The 19,095-nt window shown below is 66.0% G+C and carries 17 protein-coding genes; 6 read left to right on the plus strand and 11 right to left on the minus strand.

Going from position 1 to position 19,095, the window contains the following annotated elements; translation table 11 throughout:
• Positions 1-115: 115 nt before the first annotated feature.
• The 11 genes from JWS14_RS43800 to JWS14_RS43850 all read right to left on the minus strand — a co-directional run bounded on the left by JWS14_RS43800 (position 116) and on the right by JWS14_RS43850 (position 12,944).
• Positions 116-1,651 carry a long-chain-fatty-acid--CoA ligase gene (locus JWS14_RS43800; RefSeq protein ID WP_206016567.1) on the minus strand — a complete coding sequence of 512 codons (1,536 nt, stop codon included), beginning with the start codon at positions 1,649-1,651 and terminating at the stop codon, positions 116-118.
• A gap of 17 nt (positions 1,652-1,668) precedes the next feature.
• Positions 1,669-2,079 carry a hypothetical protein gene (locus JWS14_RS43805; RefSeq protein ID WP_095870622.1) on the minus strand — a complete coding sequence of 137 codons (411 nt, stop codon included), beginning with the start codon at positions 2,077-2,079 and terminating at the stop codon, positions 1,669-1,671.
• Position 2,080: 1 nt separating this feature from the next.
• Positions 2,081-3,151: a phosphotransferase family protein gene (locus tag JWS14_RS43810; protein ID WP_095870623.1), complete on the minus strand. Its 1,071-nt coding sequence runs from the start codon at positions 3,149-3,151 to the stop codon at positions 2,081-2,083.
• A 26-nt stretch (positions 3,152-3,177) separates the two neighbouring features.
• Positions 3,178-3,984, minus strand: coding sequence for an SDR family NAD(P)-dependent oxidoreductase (locus JWS14_RS43815; protein ID WP_095870624.1), 807 nt, complete (start codon positions 3,982-3,984; stop codon positions 3,178-3,180).
• Positions 3,981-5,123: an acyl-CoA dehydrogenase family protein gene (locus tag JWS14_RS43820; RefSeq protein WP_095870625.1), complete on the minus strand. Its 1,143-nt coding sequence runs from the start codon at positions 5,121-5,123 to the stop codon at positions 3,981-3,983. The genes JWS14_RS43815 and JWS14_RS43820 overlap by 4 nt, the downstream gene beginning before the upstream one ends.
• A 3-nt stretch (positions 5,124-5,126) precedes the next feature.
• Positions 5,127-7,277, minus strand: coding sequence for a 3-hydroxyacyl-CoA dehydrogenase NAD-binding domain-containing protein (locus JWS14_RS43825; protein WP_241031784.1), 2,151 nt, complete (start codon positions 7,275-7,277; stop codon positions 5,127-5,129).
• Positions 7,278-7,355: 78 nt separating this feature from the next.
• Positions 7,356-8,564, minus strand: coding sequence for an acetyl-CoA C-acetyltransferase (locus tag JWS14_RS43830; RefSeq protein WP_206016568.1), 1,209 nt, complete (start codon positions 8,562-8,564; stop codon positions 7,356-7,358).
• Positions 8,565-8,617: 53 nt separating this feature from the next.
• The gene (locus JWS14_RS43835; RefSeq protein ID WP_206016569.1) at positions 8,618-10,186 is read right to left on the minus strand and encodes an AMP-binding protein; all 1,569 of its coding nucleotides are present in this window, start codon (positions 10,184-10,186) and stop codon (positions 8,618-8,620) included.
• 48 nt (positions 10,187-10,234) lie between these two features.
• Positions 10,235-11,224 carry a DUF7065 domain-containing protein gene (locus JWS14_RS43840; RefSeq protein ID WP_095870628.1) on the minus strand — a complete coding sequence of 330 codons (990 nt, stop codon included), beginning with the start codon at positions 11,222-11,224 and terminating at the stop codon, positions 10,235-10,237.
• Positions 11,225-11,253: 29 nt separating this feature from the next.
• Complete coding sequence (locus tag JWS14_RS43845; protein ID WP_095870711.1) at positions 11,254-12,114, minus strand: enoyl-CoA hydratase-related protein; 861 nt, start codon at positions 12,112-12,114, stop codon at positions 11,254-11,256.
• A gap of 5 nt (positions 12,115-12,119) precedes the next feature.
• Positions 12,120-12,944 carry an SDR family NAD(P)-dependent oxidoreductase gene (locus JWS14_RS43850; protein WP_206016570.1) on the minus strand — a complete coding sequence of 275 codons (825 nt, stop codon included), beginning with the start codon at positions 12,942-12,944 and terminating at the stop codon, positions 12,120-12,122.
• Between the two features lie 229 nt (positions 12,945-13,173).
• Between JWS14_RS43850 and JWS14_RS43855 the strand changes: the two genes are divergently transcribed.
• The 6 genes from JWS14_RS43855 to JWS14_RS43880 all read left to right on the plus strand — a co-directional run bounded on the left by JWS14_RS43855 (position 13,174) and on the right by JWS14_RS43880 (position 19,066).
• A complete protein-coding gene (locus tag JWS14_RS43855; protein ID WP_206016571.1) occupies positions 13,174-14,358 on the plus strand; it encodes a lipid-transfer protein in 1,185 nt (394 codons plus the stop codon).
• On the plus strand, positions 14,358-14,813 hold the full coding sequence (locus tag JWS14_RS43860) for a MaoC family dehydratase N-terminal domain-containing protein (protein WP_095870631.1): 456 nt from the start codon (positions 14,358-14,360) through the stop codon (positions 14,811-14,813). Before JWS14_RS43855 ends, JWS14_RS43860 begins: the two co-directional genes overlap by 1 nt.
• A complete protein-coding gene (locus JWS14_RS43865; RefSeq protein WP_206016572.1) occupies positions 14,810-15,253 on the plus strand; it encodes a MaoC/PaaZ C-terminal domain-containing protein in 444 nt (147 codons plus the stop codon). The genes JWS14_RS43860 and JWS14_RS43865 overlap by 4 nt, the downstream gene beginning before the upstream one ends.
• Before the next feature lie 24 nt (positions 15,254-15,277).
• Positions 15,278-16,516 (plus strand): TetR/AcrR family transcriptional regulator, encoded by a 1,239-nt coding sequence (locus JWS14_RS43870; protein WP_095870633.1) that lies wholly within the window; start codon positions 15,278-15,280, stop codon positions 16,514-16,516.
• A 33-nt stretch (positions 16,517-16,549) separates the two neighbouring features.
• Positions 16,550-17,323, plus strand: a complete 774-nt coding sequence (locus JWS14_RS43875) for an SDR family NAD(P)-dependent oxidoreductase (RefSeq protein WP_095870634.1) — start codon at positions 16,550-16,552, stop codon at positions 17,321-17,323.
• Between the two features lie 513 nt (positions 17,324-17,836).
• A complete protein-coding gene (locus JWS14_RS43880; RefSeq protein WP_206016573.1) occupies positions 17,837-19,066 on the plus strand; it encodes a cytochrome P450 in 1,230 nt (409 codons plus the stop codon).
• Positions 19,067-19,095 lie beyond the last annotated feature (29 nt).

Here is a 19,095-nt window from a genome sequence, read left to right on the forward strand (position 1 = left end):
CGAATATGCGCTGCGTCACATCATTACCCGAAGCAACGAGGAATGCAACTGGTCCAGCTTCGAGAAGTCTACGAATAGCGTTGCTCACCAACATGTTCACGTGCCGTTCGGAGGATCAGTTCACTGCGCGAGCCAGTCCACGCCAGTACGGAGCCCGCAGGTCCCGTTTGAGAACCTTCCCGACCGCACTGCGCGGCAACGACTCGACGAAACTCACCTCGACGGGGCGCTTGAACCGGGCGAGATGCGCCCGGCAGTGGTCGAGGACGTCTTGCTCGGTGAGGTCGGTGTCCTTGTCTGGCACCACGATCGCGATCGGGCTCTCACCCCAACGCTCGCTCGGCACGCCGACGACGGCGACATCTGCCACGCCCTCCATCTCGAAGAGCACTTCCTCGATCTCTCGTGGATAGATGTTCTCGCCACCCGAGATGATCATGTCCTTCACCCGGTCCGAGATGTATAGGAACCCTTCGGTATCGAGGTATCCGGCGTCACCTGTCCGGAGCCAGCCGCCGTCGAGGGTCGCGCGGGTGGCATCCTCGAGAGCCCAGCACCCGCTCATCAGCTGCGGCCCTCGCACGAGGACCTCGCCGACGGATTCGACCGGGACGTCACTGCCGTCCTGTGCCGTCACGCGCAGCGCGGTTCCGATGACGGGCCGGCCCGCCGACATGAGGATTCGCGGGTTCGATTCGAGGGCCCGATGGTGGTCCTCCGGTGCAAGAATGGTTGCTACCGCGCAGGATTCGGTCATGCCGTAGGCCTGCGCGAAGTCGCATCCGAAGAGGCTCATCGCCTTCTTGAGCACTTCCACCGCCATCGGCGCCGAGCCGTAGACCATCAGGTCGAGACCGGTGAAGTCGAGTTCCGCGGTCAGCGGGTCGGCGACCATGTCCTGGATCATGGCCGGTGCCAGGGTGAGAAGCTGGATACGTAATTCGGACATCGACCGGAGCACGCTCGCCCGGTCGAAGTCGCGGACCACGCGGATCGAGCACCCCCCGGTTGTGTAGGCGAAGATCTGCAGCGCTGCCCCGGCGTGAAACAGGGGCATGACGCACAACGTTCTTTTCCGGTTCGCATCGAGGGCGAGCTGGATCTGAAACGCGTTGGTGCACGCGGCCCGGTGGGTCACCATGGCGCCCTTCGGCTTCCCGGTGGTGCCGCTGGTGTACATCTGGTGGTAGACCGATTCGGCCGGCACGTCCCGGTCGATGCGGTCAGCCGGGTATGCGACCACGTCGTCGGCGAACCTGAGCCCGGATGGCGTGTCGTCCCGCATGACCGAGACCGTGACGCCGGGTACGACAGAGGTCAGCGCTTGCTCATAGTCCTCGTGGACAACGGCCAGTGTGCACCGCGCGTCCTCCACGATGTACTTCCACTCCTGGGGAGCCAGCCGGAAGTTGAGAGGCACTGGGACCACGCCGGCGCGTGAGGCGCCGAAGTACAGCGCGATCATTTCCAGCGAGTTCCGGTCGAGCATGCAGAACCGGTCACCGGGCTGCAGGGCGTCGGCCAGCCAGTTGCCGACCCGATGCGTCCACTCCCGCATCTCGTTCCAGGTCAGACTCCGATCGCCGTCGCTGACGTAGATCTCGTCCGGGAAGCGGTGGGCCCAGTGGTCCAGCAGTTCGTGGACACGCATTTCCACCATCCTCCCGATCAGCCGGGCAGTCCGGCGCGCAGTGCGATCGAAATCTGTTCCTGTACGTCCTGTTCCGAGAACTCGAGTACGGCTTCAACGAGGCTCTCGTCCGGGGTTCCGCCGTGGTAAGCAGCGCGAAGGGATTCGGAGACTTCTCGTCTGCGTCTGCGCAGCGTATCGACATCGGCGGCCGGAGCCGGATCGGGTGCGAGTCCGAGTTTTCCTGCCAGTTCCTGGGTGCGTTCGCACACCTGCCCCAGCCGTGCCTGGTCCCACGCGAGACGCTGCGCAAGGTTGTCGAGCTGTTCGAGCACGCCGGCGAGTTCCAGCCGGGCGGGCCCTTCGTCGAGCGCCGGAGCGACACGCCTGCCGAGTGTGTCGGTGATCGTGCCGAGCAGCTTGGTCAGGTCTGTCGAATAGACGGTCATGTCAGTTTCCCCATTCTCCGTCGCGGAGCATCTTCGTCAGCCAGCCGATGCTGTAGTAGACGCTGTGGGCCATGTTCGAATACCGCAGTTCGTCGCGGTCCCCGCGCTTGTAGACGTCGACCGCCTGCAGGCAGCCCACGGCGGTCTTGACGAGGGACTGGACCGACCACCAGGTCAGTGTCTCGGGGCTCGGCCGCCATCCGCCCGCCCGCTCGTACTCGTCGAGGAACGGCTCGAGTTCGATCAGCTTGCACAGCAGCGGAGATCGACCCCGCGAGGTGCGCTGCGCGAACCATGCGATGTCGGCGGTGGGATCGGAGAAGTGGGCGGTCTCCCAATCCAGGACGCCCGAAATCCGTCCGTCCTGTACGACGAGGTTTCCCACTCGGAAGTCGTTGTGGACCAGGCTCACCCGGCCGGACACCACATCGCTTCGGTGATCGAGCCAAGCGAAGGCGAGATCGAGAACCGGGATCGGGATGTCCGCGACCTCGCGGTACGCCCCGGCCCACTTGTCGTTCTCGATCCTGCCGGTGTCGGCACCGTCGGGCACTTCCCCGAGCACGCTCAGCCCCATGGTGCGCGGATCCACGCTGTGCAGACGCGCCATCTCCCGGGCGACCTCCCGCCCGAGCTCCGCGCGCTGGGCGGTGTCCGGGATGAGCCGCGACACGGTGTTCGGCATCGGGATGATGCCCGGGACCTTCTCCATCGCGAAGAACCCACGCTCACCGTGTGTCTCACCGCGGTGGGCGATCACCGCAGGTACCTTCATTCCGGTGCGCGCCGCGGCCTCGAGCAACGCGACTTCACGATCCACGTCGTAGTCGCCGGTGATGCCGCTGACCGGTTGCCGTTTGACGGCGAAGGTGTCGGTGCGGCGGTCGGCACCGCTCGTCCACTTCGCGGTGACCAGATAGGTCTCCCACGAATTGCCCTCTCCACGTTGGTCGATGTCGGTCAGTTGCAGGGATCCACCGGCGGACAGCGCAGCGTCCAGTGCGGCGGTCAGCGCGGCGAAGAAATCGTCGTGCTCGGTAGTTGGGGTGTCTGCCTCGGCCACGGTCGTCACGGAATGCCTCACTCGTGTGTCGGTCGTCAGAAGATGGTCGGGTTCGGGCCACCGCCGTCGACGATGAGCTGCTGCCCGGTCACATACCCGGAGTCCGGGGAGACCAGGAACGCCACCGTGCCGGCGACGTCCTCGGGCCTGCACACGCGCCCGAACGGAGCGGCGGCGTCGAGATCACCGATGTCGGTTCCACGCGAGGCGGAGACCAGGCGCTTGCCCATGTCGGTGGCGATGAGCCCCGGCGCGACAATGTTGGCGTGGATGCCGTGCCGGCGTTCCTCCCGTGCGAGGGTGCGCACGCACATCTCCATTGCGGCCTTCGCCATCGTGTACGGCGCGGAATTCGGCGGTGCGGACAGCGTGGTGTTGGACGAAATCATGACGATGTCGCCGCGTCCCACCTCCCCCGCGGCCGCCTTGCGCATATCCGGCAGCACCTGCTGGATGAGCCCGATCGGACCGAACGCGTGCACCCGCATGAGCTGCAGATAGTCGGCATACGACGTCGACGCGACATCCTGACCGCGGCTGGCCGACCCGGCGTTGCTCACGACCAGGTCGACCGGACCGAGATCCGAGCGGATCGCCACCACCATGTCCGCGACGGCGGCCTCGTCGTCGATCGACGCGCAGTACGCCGCCGCACGGCCTCCCGCTGCGACGATCTGCTCGACCACCTCGTCGGCGGCTGCCGCGTCGCGCCGGTAGTTCACGGCCACGTCAGCGCCGTCACGGGCCAGCCGCAGTGCGACGGCTCGGCCGACGCCGCGCGAACCCCCCGTGACGAGCGCGGTACGTCCAGCGAGCGGGCCTGCGTTCGGTGTGCCGTTCATCGGGTCACCACAGCCCGGCCGACCAGATCCTTCATCACTTCGTTCGCTCCTCCGTAGATGCGCTGGATGCGCGCGTCGCGCCAGATCCGCGCGATCGGGTATTCCTCCATGTAGCCGTAGCCGCCGAACAACTGCAGGCAGCGGTCGACTACATCCCATTGCAGGTCGGTGGCCTTGTACTTGGCGCCCGCGGCGTCGTCCGCGGTGAGGTCGCCGCGCCCGAGTGCTTCCACGCATCCGTCGACGTAGTGCTGCAGGACCTGGATGTCGGTGTGCATCTCCGCGATCGCCATGCGGACCGACTGCAGATCCGCCAGAGGTGCACCGAAAGCCACGCGGGACCGGACATGGTCGAGTGCAAGGTCGAGCACGTGTGCGGCCGAGGCAACCCCCGACACCGCGATCGACAGTCGCTCACGCGGGAGGTTGGCGATGGCCGAGCCGAACCCGCGGCCGGGTTCACCGATGATGTTCGCGGCCGGGACCCGGCAGTCGGTGAACACCAGCTCCGCGGTGTCCTGGGCCTTACGGCCGATCTTGTGCATCGGCCGGCCGCGTTCGAATCCGGGTGTTCCGGCTTCCACGACGACGAACGACGTCCCACGTCCGTCCCGCTCCCCGGTCCGCACCAATACGATCGCCAGGTCGCAGGTCGCGCCGCTGGTGATGAACGTCTTGGTGCCGTTGACGATCAGATCGTCGCCGTCGCGGACCGCGCTGGTCCGGATCGACGCCAGATCCGAGCCGGCGCCGGGTTCGGTCATGGCAAGGGCCGTAACGCATTCGCCCCGAGTGAACTTCGGGAGCCATCGCTGTTTCTGCTCGTCGGTCGTGAGGTCGCGCAGATACGGGACGATGATGTCGTTCTGCATGCTGAAGGTGTCGCCGGCCATGCCGGACCTGACGACCTCCTCGGTCATCACGGCGTTGTAGCGGAAGTCCGAGATTCCGAGGCCGCCGTACTCCGGGTCGAATTCGAAACCGAGGAAGCCGGATTCGGCTGCCGTGGTGATGAAATCCCGGTCGACGGTCCCGGCCTGCTCCCACTTGTCGACGTTCGGCACGGCCTCCCGGTCGAGCAGCGCTCGGAACGCCGACCGGAACGCGTCGTGTTCCGGGGTGTAGAGGGATCTGCGCACGTCTCAGCCCTCCAGCAGTGACGCGGGCGGGGTGAACCGCGGCCCGTACTTGTCGGCGAGTTCCTGCGCGCGGTGGACGAAGGCCCTTGTGCCACCGGGGTATCCGGCGACGAACTGGCTGGTGCCGCCGGTCCAGGTCGGGAATCCGATACCCAACAGCGACCCGACGTTCGCATCGGCGGTCGAGCGGAGGATCCCGTCCTCGTGGCAGCGGACCGTTTCGAGCACCTCGGCGAACAGGAGACGATCGCGCAGGTCGGCCAGATCCGCGCGTTCGCCGCTGACCGGGAACCGCTCGCCCAGGCCCGGCCACAGCGCACCGCGCCGACCGTCCGGGTACTCGTAGAAGCCACCGCCGGCCACGCGGCTGGGCCGGCCCAACTCCTCGACCATCGCGGTGAGCACCGCGTCGCCCGGATGGTCGGCGAGTTCGGTGCCCTGCTGCTGCGCGACCTCGCGGAACTGGCTGCGGATCTTCAGCGGCAACGACAGGGTGAGTTCGTCGAGCAGCGCGAGAGTACCGACGGGGTAGCCGGCCTGCAACGACGCCTGTTCGATCGACTGCGGGTCGACGCCCTCGCCGATCATCGCGGCCGCTTCCACGAGACGTTGCAGGATGACCCGGCTGGTGAAGAAGCCGCGTCCGTCGCCGACGACGATCGGGGTTTTGCGCATCTGCAGCGCGATGTCGAAGGCCTTGGCGAGGGTCGCGTCGCTGGTCTTGTCGCCGACGATGATCTCGATCAGTTCCATGCGGTCGACCGGCGAGAAGAAGTGCAGTCCGATGAAGTCCTCGGCTCGGGGCAGATCGCGCGCGAGATCGGTGATCGGCAGGGTCGAGGTGTTCGAGGCGAGCACCGCGTCGGGTGCCACCACGTCGAGGACCTCGGCGAACACCGTGCGCTTGAGGTCCGGATCCTCGAACACTGCCTCGATCACCAGATCGGCGCCGGCGAGGTCGGCGACCGATGCGGTCGGGGTGATGAGGTCCAGGATCGCGTCGGCGTCCTCTCGGGTGCGCTTGCCGGCCTCGACCTGCTTGCCCAGCACCTTGCGGGCATAGTCCTTGCCACGTTCCGCGGCTGCGGTATCGATGTCCTTGAGCGCCACGCGCATTCCCACGAGAGCACATGACAGGGCCACGCCGGCGCCCATCATGCCGGCACCGAGAACGGCGGCGAAGTTCGCGCGGTGGACAGGGAAGCCCTCCGGGCGGCTCGCGCCGGACTTGATGCTCTGCTTGTCGAAGAAGGTGCTTTGGATGATGTTCTTGGAGATCGGTCCGGTGGCCAGTTCGACGAAGTACCGGGTCTCGACTGCGGACGCGGTGTCGAAGTCGACCTGCGTGCTCTCGACGGCGGCAGCCAGGATGTTGGCGGGGGCGGGCATCGGTGCACCCTTGTGCCGGGTGCGCAGCACGGCACTGCGCAACGGCAGCACCGCCTCGATCTCGGGGGTGTATGCGGTGCCGCCGGGAATGGGTTCGCCCCGGTCCCACGGCTGGGTGGCACCCGGGTTGGCCGAGATCCATTCCGTTGCAGCCACGATCAGAGAGTCGGCGTCGGGGACGATGCGGTCGATCAGTCCGAGTTCGAGCGCGTCCTGGACGCGGTATGCGGTTCCGGGCAGCAGTACCTTGTCGAGCGCGGCGTCCAGACCGAGCAGGCGCACGGTGCGCACGACACCACCGCCGCCGGGCAGCAGACCGAGGGTGACCTCGGGAAGCCCGATCCGCAGCGCCGGAGAATCCACGGCGATGCGATGGTGGCACGCGAGCGCGATCTCGTAACCGCCGCCGAGTGCGCTGCCGCCGAGCGCGGCAACCACCGGGACACCGAGCGTCTCGAGCCGGCGCAGCATGGCCTTGGCACTGTCGGCGAATACGGTGAGTTCGCCGGCCCGCTCAGGCGTCGTCGCGAGCAGGTCACCGAGATCGCCGCCGGCGAAGAACGTCTTCTTCGCGGAGGTGAGGATCACGCCGGTCAGGTCGGATCCGAGGGTCGCGAGCCGGTCGAGGGCCGCGGACAGGGACGCGGACCACGCCGCGGTCATCGTGTTGACCGACTGTGTGGGGTCGTCGAAGGTCAGGACGACGACACCGGATTCGGTCTGTTCCCAGGTGATGGTCTCGGTGGTGGTGTCTGTGGTGGTCACGGCGCTGGCCTCGCTCATGGTGCGGTCACGATTCTCTCGGTGCGATGTCTGTCGGGGGGAAATGTCGGTCACGTGCACTCACATCCGCTCGACGATCGTCGCGATGCCCATGCCGCCGCCGACGCACAGCGTCACCAGTCCGCGGCGCAGATCACGACGCTCGAGTTCGTCGACCATCGTCGAGATGAGCATCGCGCCGGTCGCGCCGAGCGGATGCCCCATGGCGATCGCGCCCCCGTTGACGTTGACCTTCTCGTGCGGAAGATCGAGGTCTCGCATGAAGCGCAGGGCGACCGAGGAGAAGGCCTCGTTGATCTCGAACAGGTCGATGTCGTCGACGCTCAGTCCGGCGACCTCGAGGGCCTTGCGGCTGGCGGGAGCCGGGCCGGTCAGCATGATCGTCGGGTCGGAGCCGCTCACCGCGCCCGCGACGATGCGGGCGCGCGGTGTCAGGCCGAGTTCGGTGCCGACCTGTTCGTTTCCGAGTGCGACGAGCGACGCGCCGTCGACGATGCCCGACGAGTTACCGCCGGTGTGCACGTGCTCGATCCGCTCGACCCAGTGGTACTTCTGCAACGCCACCGCGTCGAAGCCGGCTGCACCGAGCCCCGCGAACGCGGGCTTGATCCGGCCGAGCGACTCGACGGTCGTGCCCCGGCGGATGTGCTCGTCGTGGTCGAGGATGGTCTGCCCGTTCCGGTCGAGCACCGGCACGATCGAGCGCGCGAATCGGCCCTCGTCCCAGGCGGTTGCGGCGCGGCGCTGCGATTCGACGGCGAACCCGTCGACGTCCTCACGGGTGAAACCCGCGAGGGTCGCGATGAGGTCGGCGCCGATGCCCTGTGGAACGAACCCGGTGGTCAGATTGGTCTCCGGATCGTTGGCCCACGCGCCGCCGTCCGATCCCATCGGAACACGGGACATGCTTTCGACGCCGCCGGCGAGGACCAGCGACTCCCACCCCGATGCGACCTTCTGTGACGCGGTGTTGACGGCCTCGAGACCGGACGCGCAGAATCGGTTCATCTGCACCCCGGCCACGGTCTCGGGCAGGCCCGCGGCGATCGCCGCGGTACGCGCGATGTCGGCTCCCTGATCACGCAACGGTCCGACCACGCCGAGGATCAGATCGTCCACGCGCTTGGGGTCGAGGCCCGGGTTGCGGTCCTGAAGCGCCTCCAGCAAGCCGACGACGAGGGAGATCGGCTTGACGCCGTGCAGGGCTCCGCATCGTCCACGACCTCGCGGGGTGCGGAAGGCGTCGTACACGTACACGTCATGGGGCATTTCGAATCCTGTTCTCGAGGTGGTGCGCGGTCGCGCCGGAAGAAGTCCGGACGTCAGGCGCGCGATGCTGCGGCGTCCGCGGTCGTCCAGTACGCGTCGCGGAGCGGTTTTTTGTAGAGCTTGCCGGTGGGCAGCCGGGGCATTTCGTCGGTGAAGTCGAAGGATTTGGGGCACTTGAACTTCGCGAGATTCGCCCGGCAGAACTCACTCAGCTCGGCCGCCAGGTCGGAATCGGCCTGCGCCGGGTCGACGGCCTGGATTACGGCCTTGACGGCCTCGCCGAAGTCCTCGTCCGGGACGCCGAAGACGGCGGCGTCCATGACTTTCGGGTGGGTGACGAGCAGATTTTCGATCTCCTGGGGATAGATGTTCACTCCACCGGAGATGATGACGAACGCCTGGCGGTCGGTGAGGTAGAGGAATCCGTCCTCGTCGAGGTAGCCGATGTCGCCGATCCTGGACATCGTGCCGGTGGGGTCCTTGGCCTCGGCCGTCTTGCCGGGGTCGTTGAAATATTCGAAACCGCTGCCCTCGCCGCGGAACCAGATGTTGCCGGCGACGCCGGGTGGGCACTCGTTGCCGTCGTCGTCGAGGATCACCGGTTCGCCCATGAACGGTCTGCCGACGGTTCCCTTGTGCGCCAGCCATTCTTCGGGGGTGCATCCGCACATGCCGTTGGCCTCGGTGCCGCCGTAGTACTCGTAGATCACCGGGCCCCACCAGTCGAGCATGGCCTCTTTCACCGCGACCGGGCAGGGGGCCGCTCCGTGCACCACGACTTCGATCGACGAGATGTCGTGGTTGCGCTTGTCCTCGGGCAGCTTGAGCATCCGGGAGAACATCGTCGGTACTACCATCGAGTGTGTGATGCGGTGCTGCTCGACGAGTTCGAGGTACTGCTCGGCGTCGAACTTCTCCATCACCACGATTGTCGCTCCCAGGCGCAGGCCGATCGCGACCGTCGACTGTGGACCCGAGTGGTACAGCGGGGCCGGCGAGAGGAACCGCATCCCCTCACGCAGATGGAACAGCTTGCGGCCGAAATCCTCGATCGCCAGGATTTCGCCAGGATGCGCGTCGGGCAGAGCGCGTTTGATCGCCTTGGGGCGACCTGTCGTTCCGGAGGAGTAGAACATCGGCGTGCCGAGCCGCTCGTGCTCGCCGGGTTCCGTCACGAAACCGGCGACGGCGGCACTGTAGGACTCGTACGGTCCCGTCAGAGCAGTCGAGCCCGGATCGGCGTCGGCCATGAGCCAGCGGGTCACCTTCGGGCACAGCTCGGGAAAACCCTGGGCGACCGGCGCTTTTGCTGCTGTCGTGATGACCAGCCGGGACTGCGAGTCGTCGATGATGTACGCGGCCTCGGACGCCGACAGGAACGAGTTGACCGGGGTGTAGAACAGCCCCGAGCGCTCTGCTGCGGACATCGCCACGATCATCTCCATGTTGTTCTCCATGAACAACGCGATGTGATCGCCCGGACCGAGCCCCTCGGAGCGAAACAGCGCGGCCAGACGATTGGCGCGTGCGTCGAGGTCTGCGTAGGTCAGAACCTCACCGCGGGGGGCCATGATGATCGCCGGTCGGTCGGGATGTTCGGTGGCATAGCGCCCGGGGTACATGGCGGACTCCTGTCGGACGGTCGTTTGGGACGAGGTGGCGCAGTGTGTTCAGGGGCGGATGGGACGCAGGAACTCCGCGACCGCCCAGCCGCCGTGACCACCGGCCAGGTCGACGGTCATCTGAGCCATCCGGACGGCGCGGTCCTCGGTTCGCTGGGTGACCGGTACGAAATGCCGGATGGCCCCGTCGACGACGATCGTCGGTAGTCCTTCTGCGGTGATGATGCCGACATGGCGTCCGTTGTAGGTGGATTCGCCCGCGTAGTCGGTGTGCACCGTGTAGTCGGTGATCGGGTGCGCCACGCCGTCGGTCGTGAGTACCGCGCCGGCGGACACCCGGATCCCGGACTTCTCGTATTCACCGTACGCACTGAACGCGGTGCCGTCGGCAAGCCATCCGGCCAGCCACTCACCGGTGTACGACGCCCACTCCCGCGGACCCCACGAGTGGTCGCGGAACGAGGTGACCTTGTCGAGCACCCAGGTGCGGTTGCCGACCCGGATGGTGCCTGAAAGGTGTCCGAACTGTTCGTAGTGGTCGCTGGCGATGACGGAACTTCCCGGTGTGCAGTCGCCGTCACCGTCGCTGTTGATGACGAACATCGGGCTCGACGCCTCGTAGGACAGCGAGATCTCGCATTCCTCCGACGGCGCATTCTTGAGCGCGATGCGGCCGTTCTCCGCCATCAACGACGGATGTACCACGCGTGCAACGGTATCGCGGTAGGTAATCTCCGCGGTCCGTGTGGGTTCCTTGATCGTGATCTCCAGACCCTGACCGGAGAAGCCGTCGTTCGTCTCACACGGGGTCCGCCCCGCCCGGAACGCGATGGCTCCGCCGGGCAGGGTCAGCTGCACCGAAGTCTCGCTGTACCCGAGATTCGGTCGGTTGCCGATCCGGACGAGTCCACCGAGCTGCGAGATGGGGTCGACGAAGTTGAAGTAGACGCTCTCGTTGAAATTGGGAATGTCGGCGAAATCGTGCGTACCCTCCGCATCGGCGCCGTACTTGCACACGGTGAACGGTTCGGTCGTCATAGCACTCCTCAGGTCGATCAGCTTCGAGTTCAGAATTTTTCGGCCGGTGACGGATCCAGCGGCGGGAAGACCGCCGGTCGACGTTCGAGGAACGACAGGATCCCTTCCCGCGCGTCTTCCGAGTCGACTCGGCCGGCGTAGGTCCGGGATTCGTCCGCCGCCGCCGGACCCGGATGTGCGTGCTGCCAACCCGAGGCCAGGAGCCGCTTGGACAGGGCCACCGAGGTCGGAGACGTCTCGTGGACGAACTGGTCCGCGTACGCCCGGGCCGCCGACATCACCTGATCCGCGGGCACCACCCGGGTGAGATACCCCGCCTCGTACCCCTCGGCGGCGTCGAAAACCCGGCCGGTCAGAATCCAGTCGGTCGCGCGCCCGACCCCGACGAGTCGAGGCAGGAACCACGACGACGCGCCCTCGGGGACCACTCCCCGACGAGTGAAAACAAATCCGAATCGGGCGTCCTCACTGGCGATACGAACATCCATCGCCGCGGCGATCGTCGCGCCACCCCCGATCGCATGCCCGTTGAGCGCCGCGATCACAGGTTTCTGCATCGCGAAGAGCCGTTCACTGATTCGTCCCGCGGGTTCGCGGTAACCGGTGGGAGTGTGCCCGTCGGTGTCCTCGACCAGCGCCCGGGACAGAGTTTCCGGACCGTCCAGGGCCGCACCGACGGAGAACGCGTCGCCGGCGCCGGTGACGATCACAGCGCGCACCTGGGGGTCGCGGTCGGCGCGATCGAGGATGCGCAGCAGGTCGACCAGCATCCGCACGCGCATCCCGTTGCGGCGCTCGGGGGCATCGAGCGTTAGAACGGCCACGCCGTCGGACACCTCGTAGCGCACGTCCTCGTAGTCGACCCCGGCTTCGCCCTCATGCACGGACATGTCCGTCACAGCCCTCCGCCGCAGACCAGGACCTGGCCGGTGATGTAGCTCGATTCGGGGCTGCACAGCAGGTAAACGGCGCCGGCGGCTTCTTCGACCGTGCCGGCCCGGCCGAGTGCGATCTGCTTGGTGGCCGCGTCCATCACGGCGGGATCGACCCCGACCTTGATGTCGCGGTCCTCGACCTTGATGGTCTTCGCTTCGGTGGTCACCGACGTCAGCCGGGTGTTGATCACGCCGTACGCGACCGCGTTGGAGGTGACGTTGTAGCGCCCCCACTCCTTGGCGATCGTCTTCGTCAGGCCGACCATGCCGGCCTTCGCCGACGAGTAGTTCGCCTGGCCCGGGTTGCCCAGCAGACCCGAGGTGGAGGAAATGTTCACGACCTTCCGGCACGGCACGAAGCCGGCCTCGCGCTCGCGCTTGACTGCGGCGCTGATGACCGGCTGGGCGGCGCGCAGGATCCGGAACGGGGCGGTGAGATGCACGTCGACGATGTCCGCCCACTGCTGGTCGGTCATCTTCTGGATCACGTTGTCCCAGGTGTAGCCGGCGTTGTTGACGATGATGTCGATCCCGCCGAAATTGTCCACTGCAGCAGAGACGAAGCGATCGGCGAAGGCAGGGTCGGTGACGCTACCGACGCACGCGACGGCCTGGCCACCGAGAGCCTCGATCTCGGCAACCACTTCCTTGGCAGGTTCGGCATCGAGATCGTTGACCACGACCCGGGCACCCTCGGATGCCAGCTTCACGGCGACGGCACGCCCGATACCGCGACCCGATCCGGAGACCAGTGCCACTTTGCCCTGCAGTTTCTGGACGCTCACGTGCTTCCTCCTGAGATGTTTGCGTCGAGCGCTCGGCCGCCGGTCGCGGCGGCGTCGTTACGCCGAAAATCGTGTTGTGACCCCAGTCACTGGGGTGAATACTAACTTCACCGCGTCTGTGCGTCAATAGGGACTTTCAACTGGTATTTTAGGGTGATTGTTAGTCGTGAATATGTATAGTCGTTGGGAGCTGGACCCACGAAACCACTTCGAACGAAAGGCAGGCCCCATGAGGAACGTCTGCATCAGCGGCGTCGGAATGATGCCGTTCACCAAACCCGGCAGAAGCGAGACGTACGACCGGATGGGTGCCGCGGCAGCAGCAGCGGCGCTGAAGGACGCCGGTCTCGAATACACCGACGTACAGCAAGCTTTCGTCGGTTACGTGTACGGCGATTCGACGTCGGGTCAGAATGCTCTCTACGAGATCGGAATGACCGGCATCCCGGTCGTCAACGTCAACAACAACTGTTCGACGGGATCGAGCGCCCTGTGGCTCGCACGCCAGGCGGTAGCCTCGGGGTCGGCGGAATGTGTTCTTGCTCTGGGCTTCGAGCAGATGCAGCCCGGCGCTCTCGTCAACGCCTACGGTGATCGTCCGAGCCCCACCGCACGCGGGGAGAACGTCGCCGCGTCGATGCCCGGCGGCGACGAGAACGCCCCGATGGCCGCGAAGCTCTTCGGCGGCGCTGGACTCGAGTACATGGTGCGCTACGGCGTATCCGCCGAGGTGTTCGGACGTGTGTCGGTGAAGGCGCGGTCGCACGCGGCCCGGAACCCACTTGCGGTGTTCCGCGATCCGATCGACCTCGACGCCGTGATGTCCTCGAAGCAGATCTGGGGACCGCTGACCCTCCTGATGTGCTGCCCGCCGACCAACGGTGCGGCCGCCGCCATCGTGTGCAGCGAAGAGTTCGCCCGCGCCCACGGGCTGGACGCGAGCATTCGCGTTCGTGCCCAGTCGATGGTCACCGACGTGGCCGGCACCTTCGATACCACCGACATGATGAAGGTGGCCGGCTACGACATGACGGCCAAGGCCGCGGCCGAAGTCTATGAAAAGTCCGGCGTGGATCCGCTGGACATCCCGGTCGTCGAACTGCACGACTGCTTCAGCACCAATGAAGTGATCACGTACGAGGGTCTCGGCCTGACCCCCGAGGGAACCGCGGAGAAGTTCGTGCTCGACGGTGACAACACCTACGGTGGGCGGGTCGTGACGAACCCCTCCGGCGGTCTTCTCTCCAAGGGCCATCCCCTCGGCGCCACCGGGCTGGCACAATGCGCCGAACTGGTGTGGCACCTGCGCGGGCAGGCCGGTGAGCGGCAGGTCGAAGGGGCACGAATCGCGTTGCAGCACAACCTCGGTCTCGGCGGCGCGTGCGTCGTCACCATGTACGAGAAGGTGGACTGATGTCACTCGACCACGCAATCCTCGATGTCACGGTTCCTCCGATCGTCACCGACGTCGAACGGGGCCGGATCCGGCAATTCGCCATCGCAATCGGCGAGGAGAACCCGATCTACCGCGATCGTGATGCCGCCGTCGCCGCCGGCCACCCGGACGTACTCGCACCCCCCACCTTCCTGTTCGGCCTCGAACTGGAGAACTCGAACGTCTTCGCCGATCTCGCGGCCCACGGAGTGGATCTCGGCAACGTCCTGCACGGCGAGCAGCAGTTCCGCTACTTCGCCGACGTCCACGCCGGCGACCGGGTCACCTTCGAATCCGCATATGTCGACGCCTACTCCAAGGCGAGCGGCGCCCTCGACTTCCTCGTGCGTCGCAGCACCGTGACCCGCGACGGCACCGTCGTGGCAGAACTCGAGAGCGTCAGCGTCATCAAGAATCCCGGGGGTAAGAAATGACCTCGTCCACACCCACCACGGACGTCGTAGCCGAGTTGCGACCCGGTGCCATCTCGCGCACGACCCTGGCGTTGTTCGCCGGCGCCTCCGGCGACCACAACCCGATCCACATCGACATCGACTCGGCGAAAGCCTCCGGCATGGAGGACGTCTTCGCACACGGCATGTTGTCGATGGCCTATCTGGGACGCTTGCTCACCGACTGGATACCGCAGAGCCGAATCCGGGAACTGTCGACGCGTTTCACCGCCATCACCCCGGTCCACGCCGAGCCCGTGCTGACTGCAACGGTCAAGGAGATCGTCACGGTCGACGGCGAGCAGCGTGCCCACCTGGACCTGAACGTGGTGCTCGCCGACGGAACCCGAACCCTGACGGGCACCGCGGTGGTGGCGTGGTCGGATCCTGGTGAGCTCGCAAATGCGACACTGGTTCCATGATCGAGCCGAGCGGGAAGAACTGAGATGTCACGATCGACAGCGGCACATACCTACGTCGAAGAGAAGGCAACGCCGTCATCTGCACGTGGGAGCGCTCGCACCGAGCAGATTGCGCGGGCCGCCGCGAACCTCTTTCAGGAATTGGGATACCAGAACGTCAGCATCGATCAGATCGGCGCCGCCGTCGGCCTGACAGGCCCCGCCGTCTACCGGCACTTCAAAGGCAAGCATGGCATTCTCGTGCATGCTCTGATGAGCCAAGTTCGGCTCGTGGACGAGCTCAACGCCCGCGCCGACCAGAAAGGCTCGACCGCGCAGGAACAGCTCGACCTGTTCCTCGAAGGACTCGCAGATCTCACCGCAAACGGTGACGAGGCGACGTTGTGGCGGCGTGAGCAACGGCATCTCGAACCCGCCGAACGCGAGCAGTTCCGTGGCCACTTCGCTGCTAATCAACACCGAATTGCCGCCAAGATCAGGGCGGCGAACCCCGCGATCGACGCACACAAGGCCGAATTGCTCGGCTTCGCGGTCCTGGCGGTGTACTCGAACACTCCCGACATCCGTGGCAATCTGTCGGCGGAACGGTTAATGGAGATCCAATCGGCGCTGGCCAAGTCGATCCTCGGCTGCAACCTGCCCGCCCCCGATCCCGACGCCGGTTCGGCGCCGCGTCCCGTTCCCCGGCAGCCCGCAGGGCGCCGCGAACGGATCATCGATGCCTCGGCGAAGTTGTTCGACGAGCGCGGGTTCTACGACGTGCGGATCGACGACATCGCCAAGGCGTCCGAGATGTCGGTAGCGACGTTGTATCAGCACGTGACCGGTAAGGCTCAGGTGCTCCGCGCAGTGCTGGAGCGGGGCGCGGAAGGTCTCCTCTACGTGACCGCCGACGCGCTCGCGCTCGCTACCACCCCGGACGAGGTACTCGACGCCTTGATTCGCACCTACGTCCGTCAGGCGCTCGGTATCCACGGACGGATCATGCACATCCTCTCTACCGACCTGCTGTACCTGTCCGACGAGGAACAATCCGCACTCCGCGAGACCCAGCGCGAATACGTCGCCGAATGGATCGCTGCCATCTGCGCACTCTCCGACGAGCTGGCCACCTCCGACGCACGCGCACTCGCGCAGGCCGTCATCGGTGTCGTGACCGACGTGGCGCAAACACCCCAGCTCCGGGAACGCCCGGGACTCGCCGGGGAACTGACAGTCCTCGCGCGGGCAATGGCGCTGCCGCCGAGCCTCGTTCCGAAATAGCCACCCCCGAACCCTGAGAAGGGCACAAATCTCATGTCCGAAATTGAACCGCGCAGCGCGGTCGTGGTAGGCGGTGCCTCCGGCATCGGTGCTGCCATCGCACGAGCGCTCGCCGCCGACGGAGCAACCGTCACTGTGGCCGACCGAAACGTCGACCAGGCCAAAGAACTCGCCGCCGAACTCGGTCCCACCCACCACGCGGCGCAGGTCGACGTCACCGACGAAAACTCGATCCTCAGATTGTTCGAATCGGTACGCGCAGCACGCGGCCGAGTAGATATCGCCGTGAACAGCGCGGGCATCAGCGTCGCCGGATCCATCACTGATCTTCCCGTCGACAAGTTCCGTCTCGTCGTCGACGTCTGTCTCACCGGGGCATTCCTGGTAATCAAGCACGCAGCCCGAGCGATGGACGACGGCGGGGTGATCATCTCCCTGTCCTCACTCAACGCACGGCAACCCGGCACCGGGATGAGCGCGTACTGCTCGGCCAAGGCGGGGCTCGCGATGCTGACCGAGGTCGCCGCGCTCGAGCTGGCCCCCCAGGGGATCCGCGTCAACGCGATCGCGCCGGGCATCGTCATGACTCCGCTGACCACGCCGTCGATGTCCGTCCCCGGTCTCGAGGACGACTACCTAGCCAACACGCCGCTCGGCAGATCAGGGACCCCCGAGGAGATCGCCGACGCGGCCATCTACATGACCCACGCGTCATGGCTCACCGGTGAGAGCCTCGATCTGAACGGCGGGGCACACCTGGTGAAATACCCCGACCTGTTGACGCATTTCCGCCGAGCCACCGCCTGACACCACCCGGTGGCACGCGATCTCACCCGTGCACGACGTTCCGCCCTCCGCTCCGATCGCGCCCGGCGCCGATTGCAGCGGAGCGCGGATTCGTCGTGCGCACCGCGGACGGCCTATTACCCATCGACACTGACATACATTCAGAATTATCACTAACTTTCGCAGTCAGAATTACTCCGGCCGACACCGCTTCCTGGCACGACTGCCCCTCCTCGTGGGAGATGAAACGGCGGGCCAAAGGGCCGACTTTGGTTTCTTTGCAGGCACATTCGTGCACACTCAAGGCGAAGACATCGTCGACTTCCATCGCGCACCGGAGATCGACCAAAGATTTCCATTGACGGCCGGGCGACGGCATGTCACGATATGATCGTTCACAGACTATGTGCCGCCCGTCACACTCTCACGGGTCGCCTTTCCGGTTCGGTCGATCACAGCAGTCCCCCGTTCATCGGCTGCACGAATCCCGGACCGAAGGTCACGGCACTTCCCGCCGCTACCGAAGGAGCACACATGACAACCACACCGGCCGACGACGTACTCGGCACCGACACAGCCTCCGCCACCGGGGGCCACCCCGCCTTTCCGTTCGGCCGTACGTGCCCGTTCGCGCCGAAAGACAAGTATCAGTCCTTCAGCGACGACAATCTGCAGAAGGTGGACTTCAAGGGCACCCCCGGATGGCTCGTCACCGGGTACAACAACGTGCGCACGGTTCTCGCCGATCCCCGCATGAGCGTGCGCGGGATCGACGATTCCTCCCGCGGCGACGACGGCGAGCAGGCAGTTCCCGGCTTCTTCGTCGCGATGGACCCACCGCAGCACGACGACCTGCGCAGGATCCTGGCGAAGGAGTTCACTCCGCGTCGCATGGCAGCGATGCGCCCGACGATCGAGCGGATCGCCAACGATTTGATCGACGAGATCCTCAAGTCCGACGAACCCGTCGACATCATCGACGCGCTCGCTCTGCCACTCCCGTCGCTGGTCATCTGCGAGCTGCTCGGCGTCCCCTACGACAGGCACGACTTCTTCCAGGAACGCACCCGCGCCGTCCTCGCAGCCGGCAGCACTCCCGAACAGGTCGGCGCGGCCATCGGCGACGTCATGACCTACCTCGCCGAGCTGGTGACCATCAAGCAGGCGAATCCCGGCGACGACCTGGTCAGCCTACTGGTCAAGCACATCGAGTCGGGCGACCTCGGCGTGATCGACGTCGCGGGCATGTCCACCTTCCTGCTCATGGCCGGCCACGAGACGACCGGCAACATGATCGGCCTCGGCCTTTTCGCGTTGCTCGAACACCCCGACCAACTCGCCGAGCTGCGCGAGGACCCCGAACTCATGCCGCAGGCTGTCGAAGAACTGCTGCGTCACCTCGACATCATCGGAAGCCTCCCCCGGACCGCGACCGAGGACCTCGAGGTCGAGGGCCAGCGGATCGCCAAGGGCGAACTGCTGATGTTCTCCACCGAGGCGGGCAACCGCGACCCGTCGGTGTTCGACGAGCCGGACCGCCTCGACTTCCATCGGGATGCAAGCCGGCACCTGACGTTCGGACACGGAATCCACACCTGCCTGGGCGCTCCACTGGCGCGCCTCGAGCTGCAGGTCGTGTACTCGCTTCTCCTCGAACGCATCCCGTCCCTGCGCCTGGCCGTTCCCGCATCGGACATCAAACTCAAAAACGATGCCCGAATCTTCGGCGTCCACGAACTCCCCATCATGTGGGACCGACCGTAACAACACAACGACGCATCAGGCGGAAAGGA

The organism is Rhodococcus koreensis (assembly GCF_017068375.1).
Lineage (GTDB): Bacteria > Actinomycetota > Actinomycetes > Mycobacteriales > Mycobacteriaceae > Rhodococcus_F > Rhodococcus_F koreensis.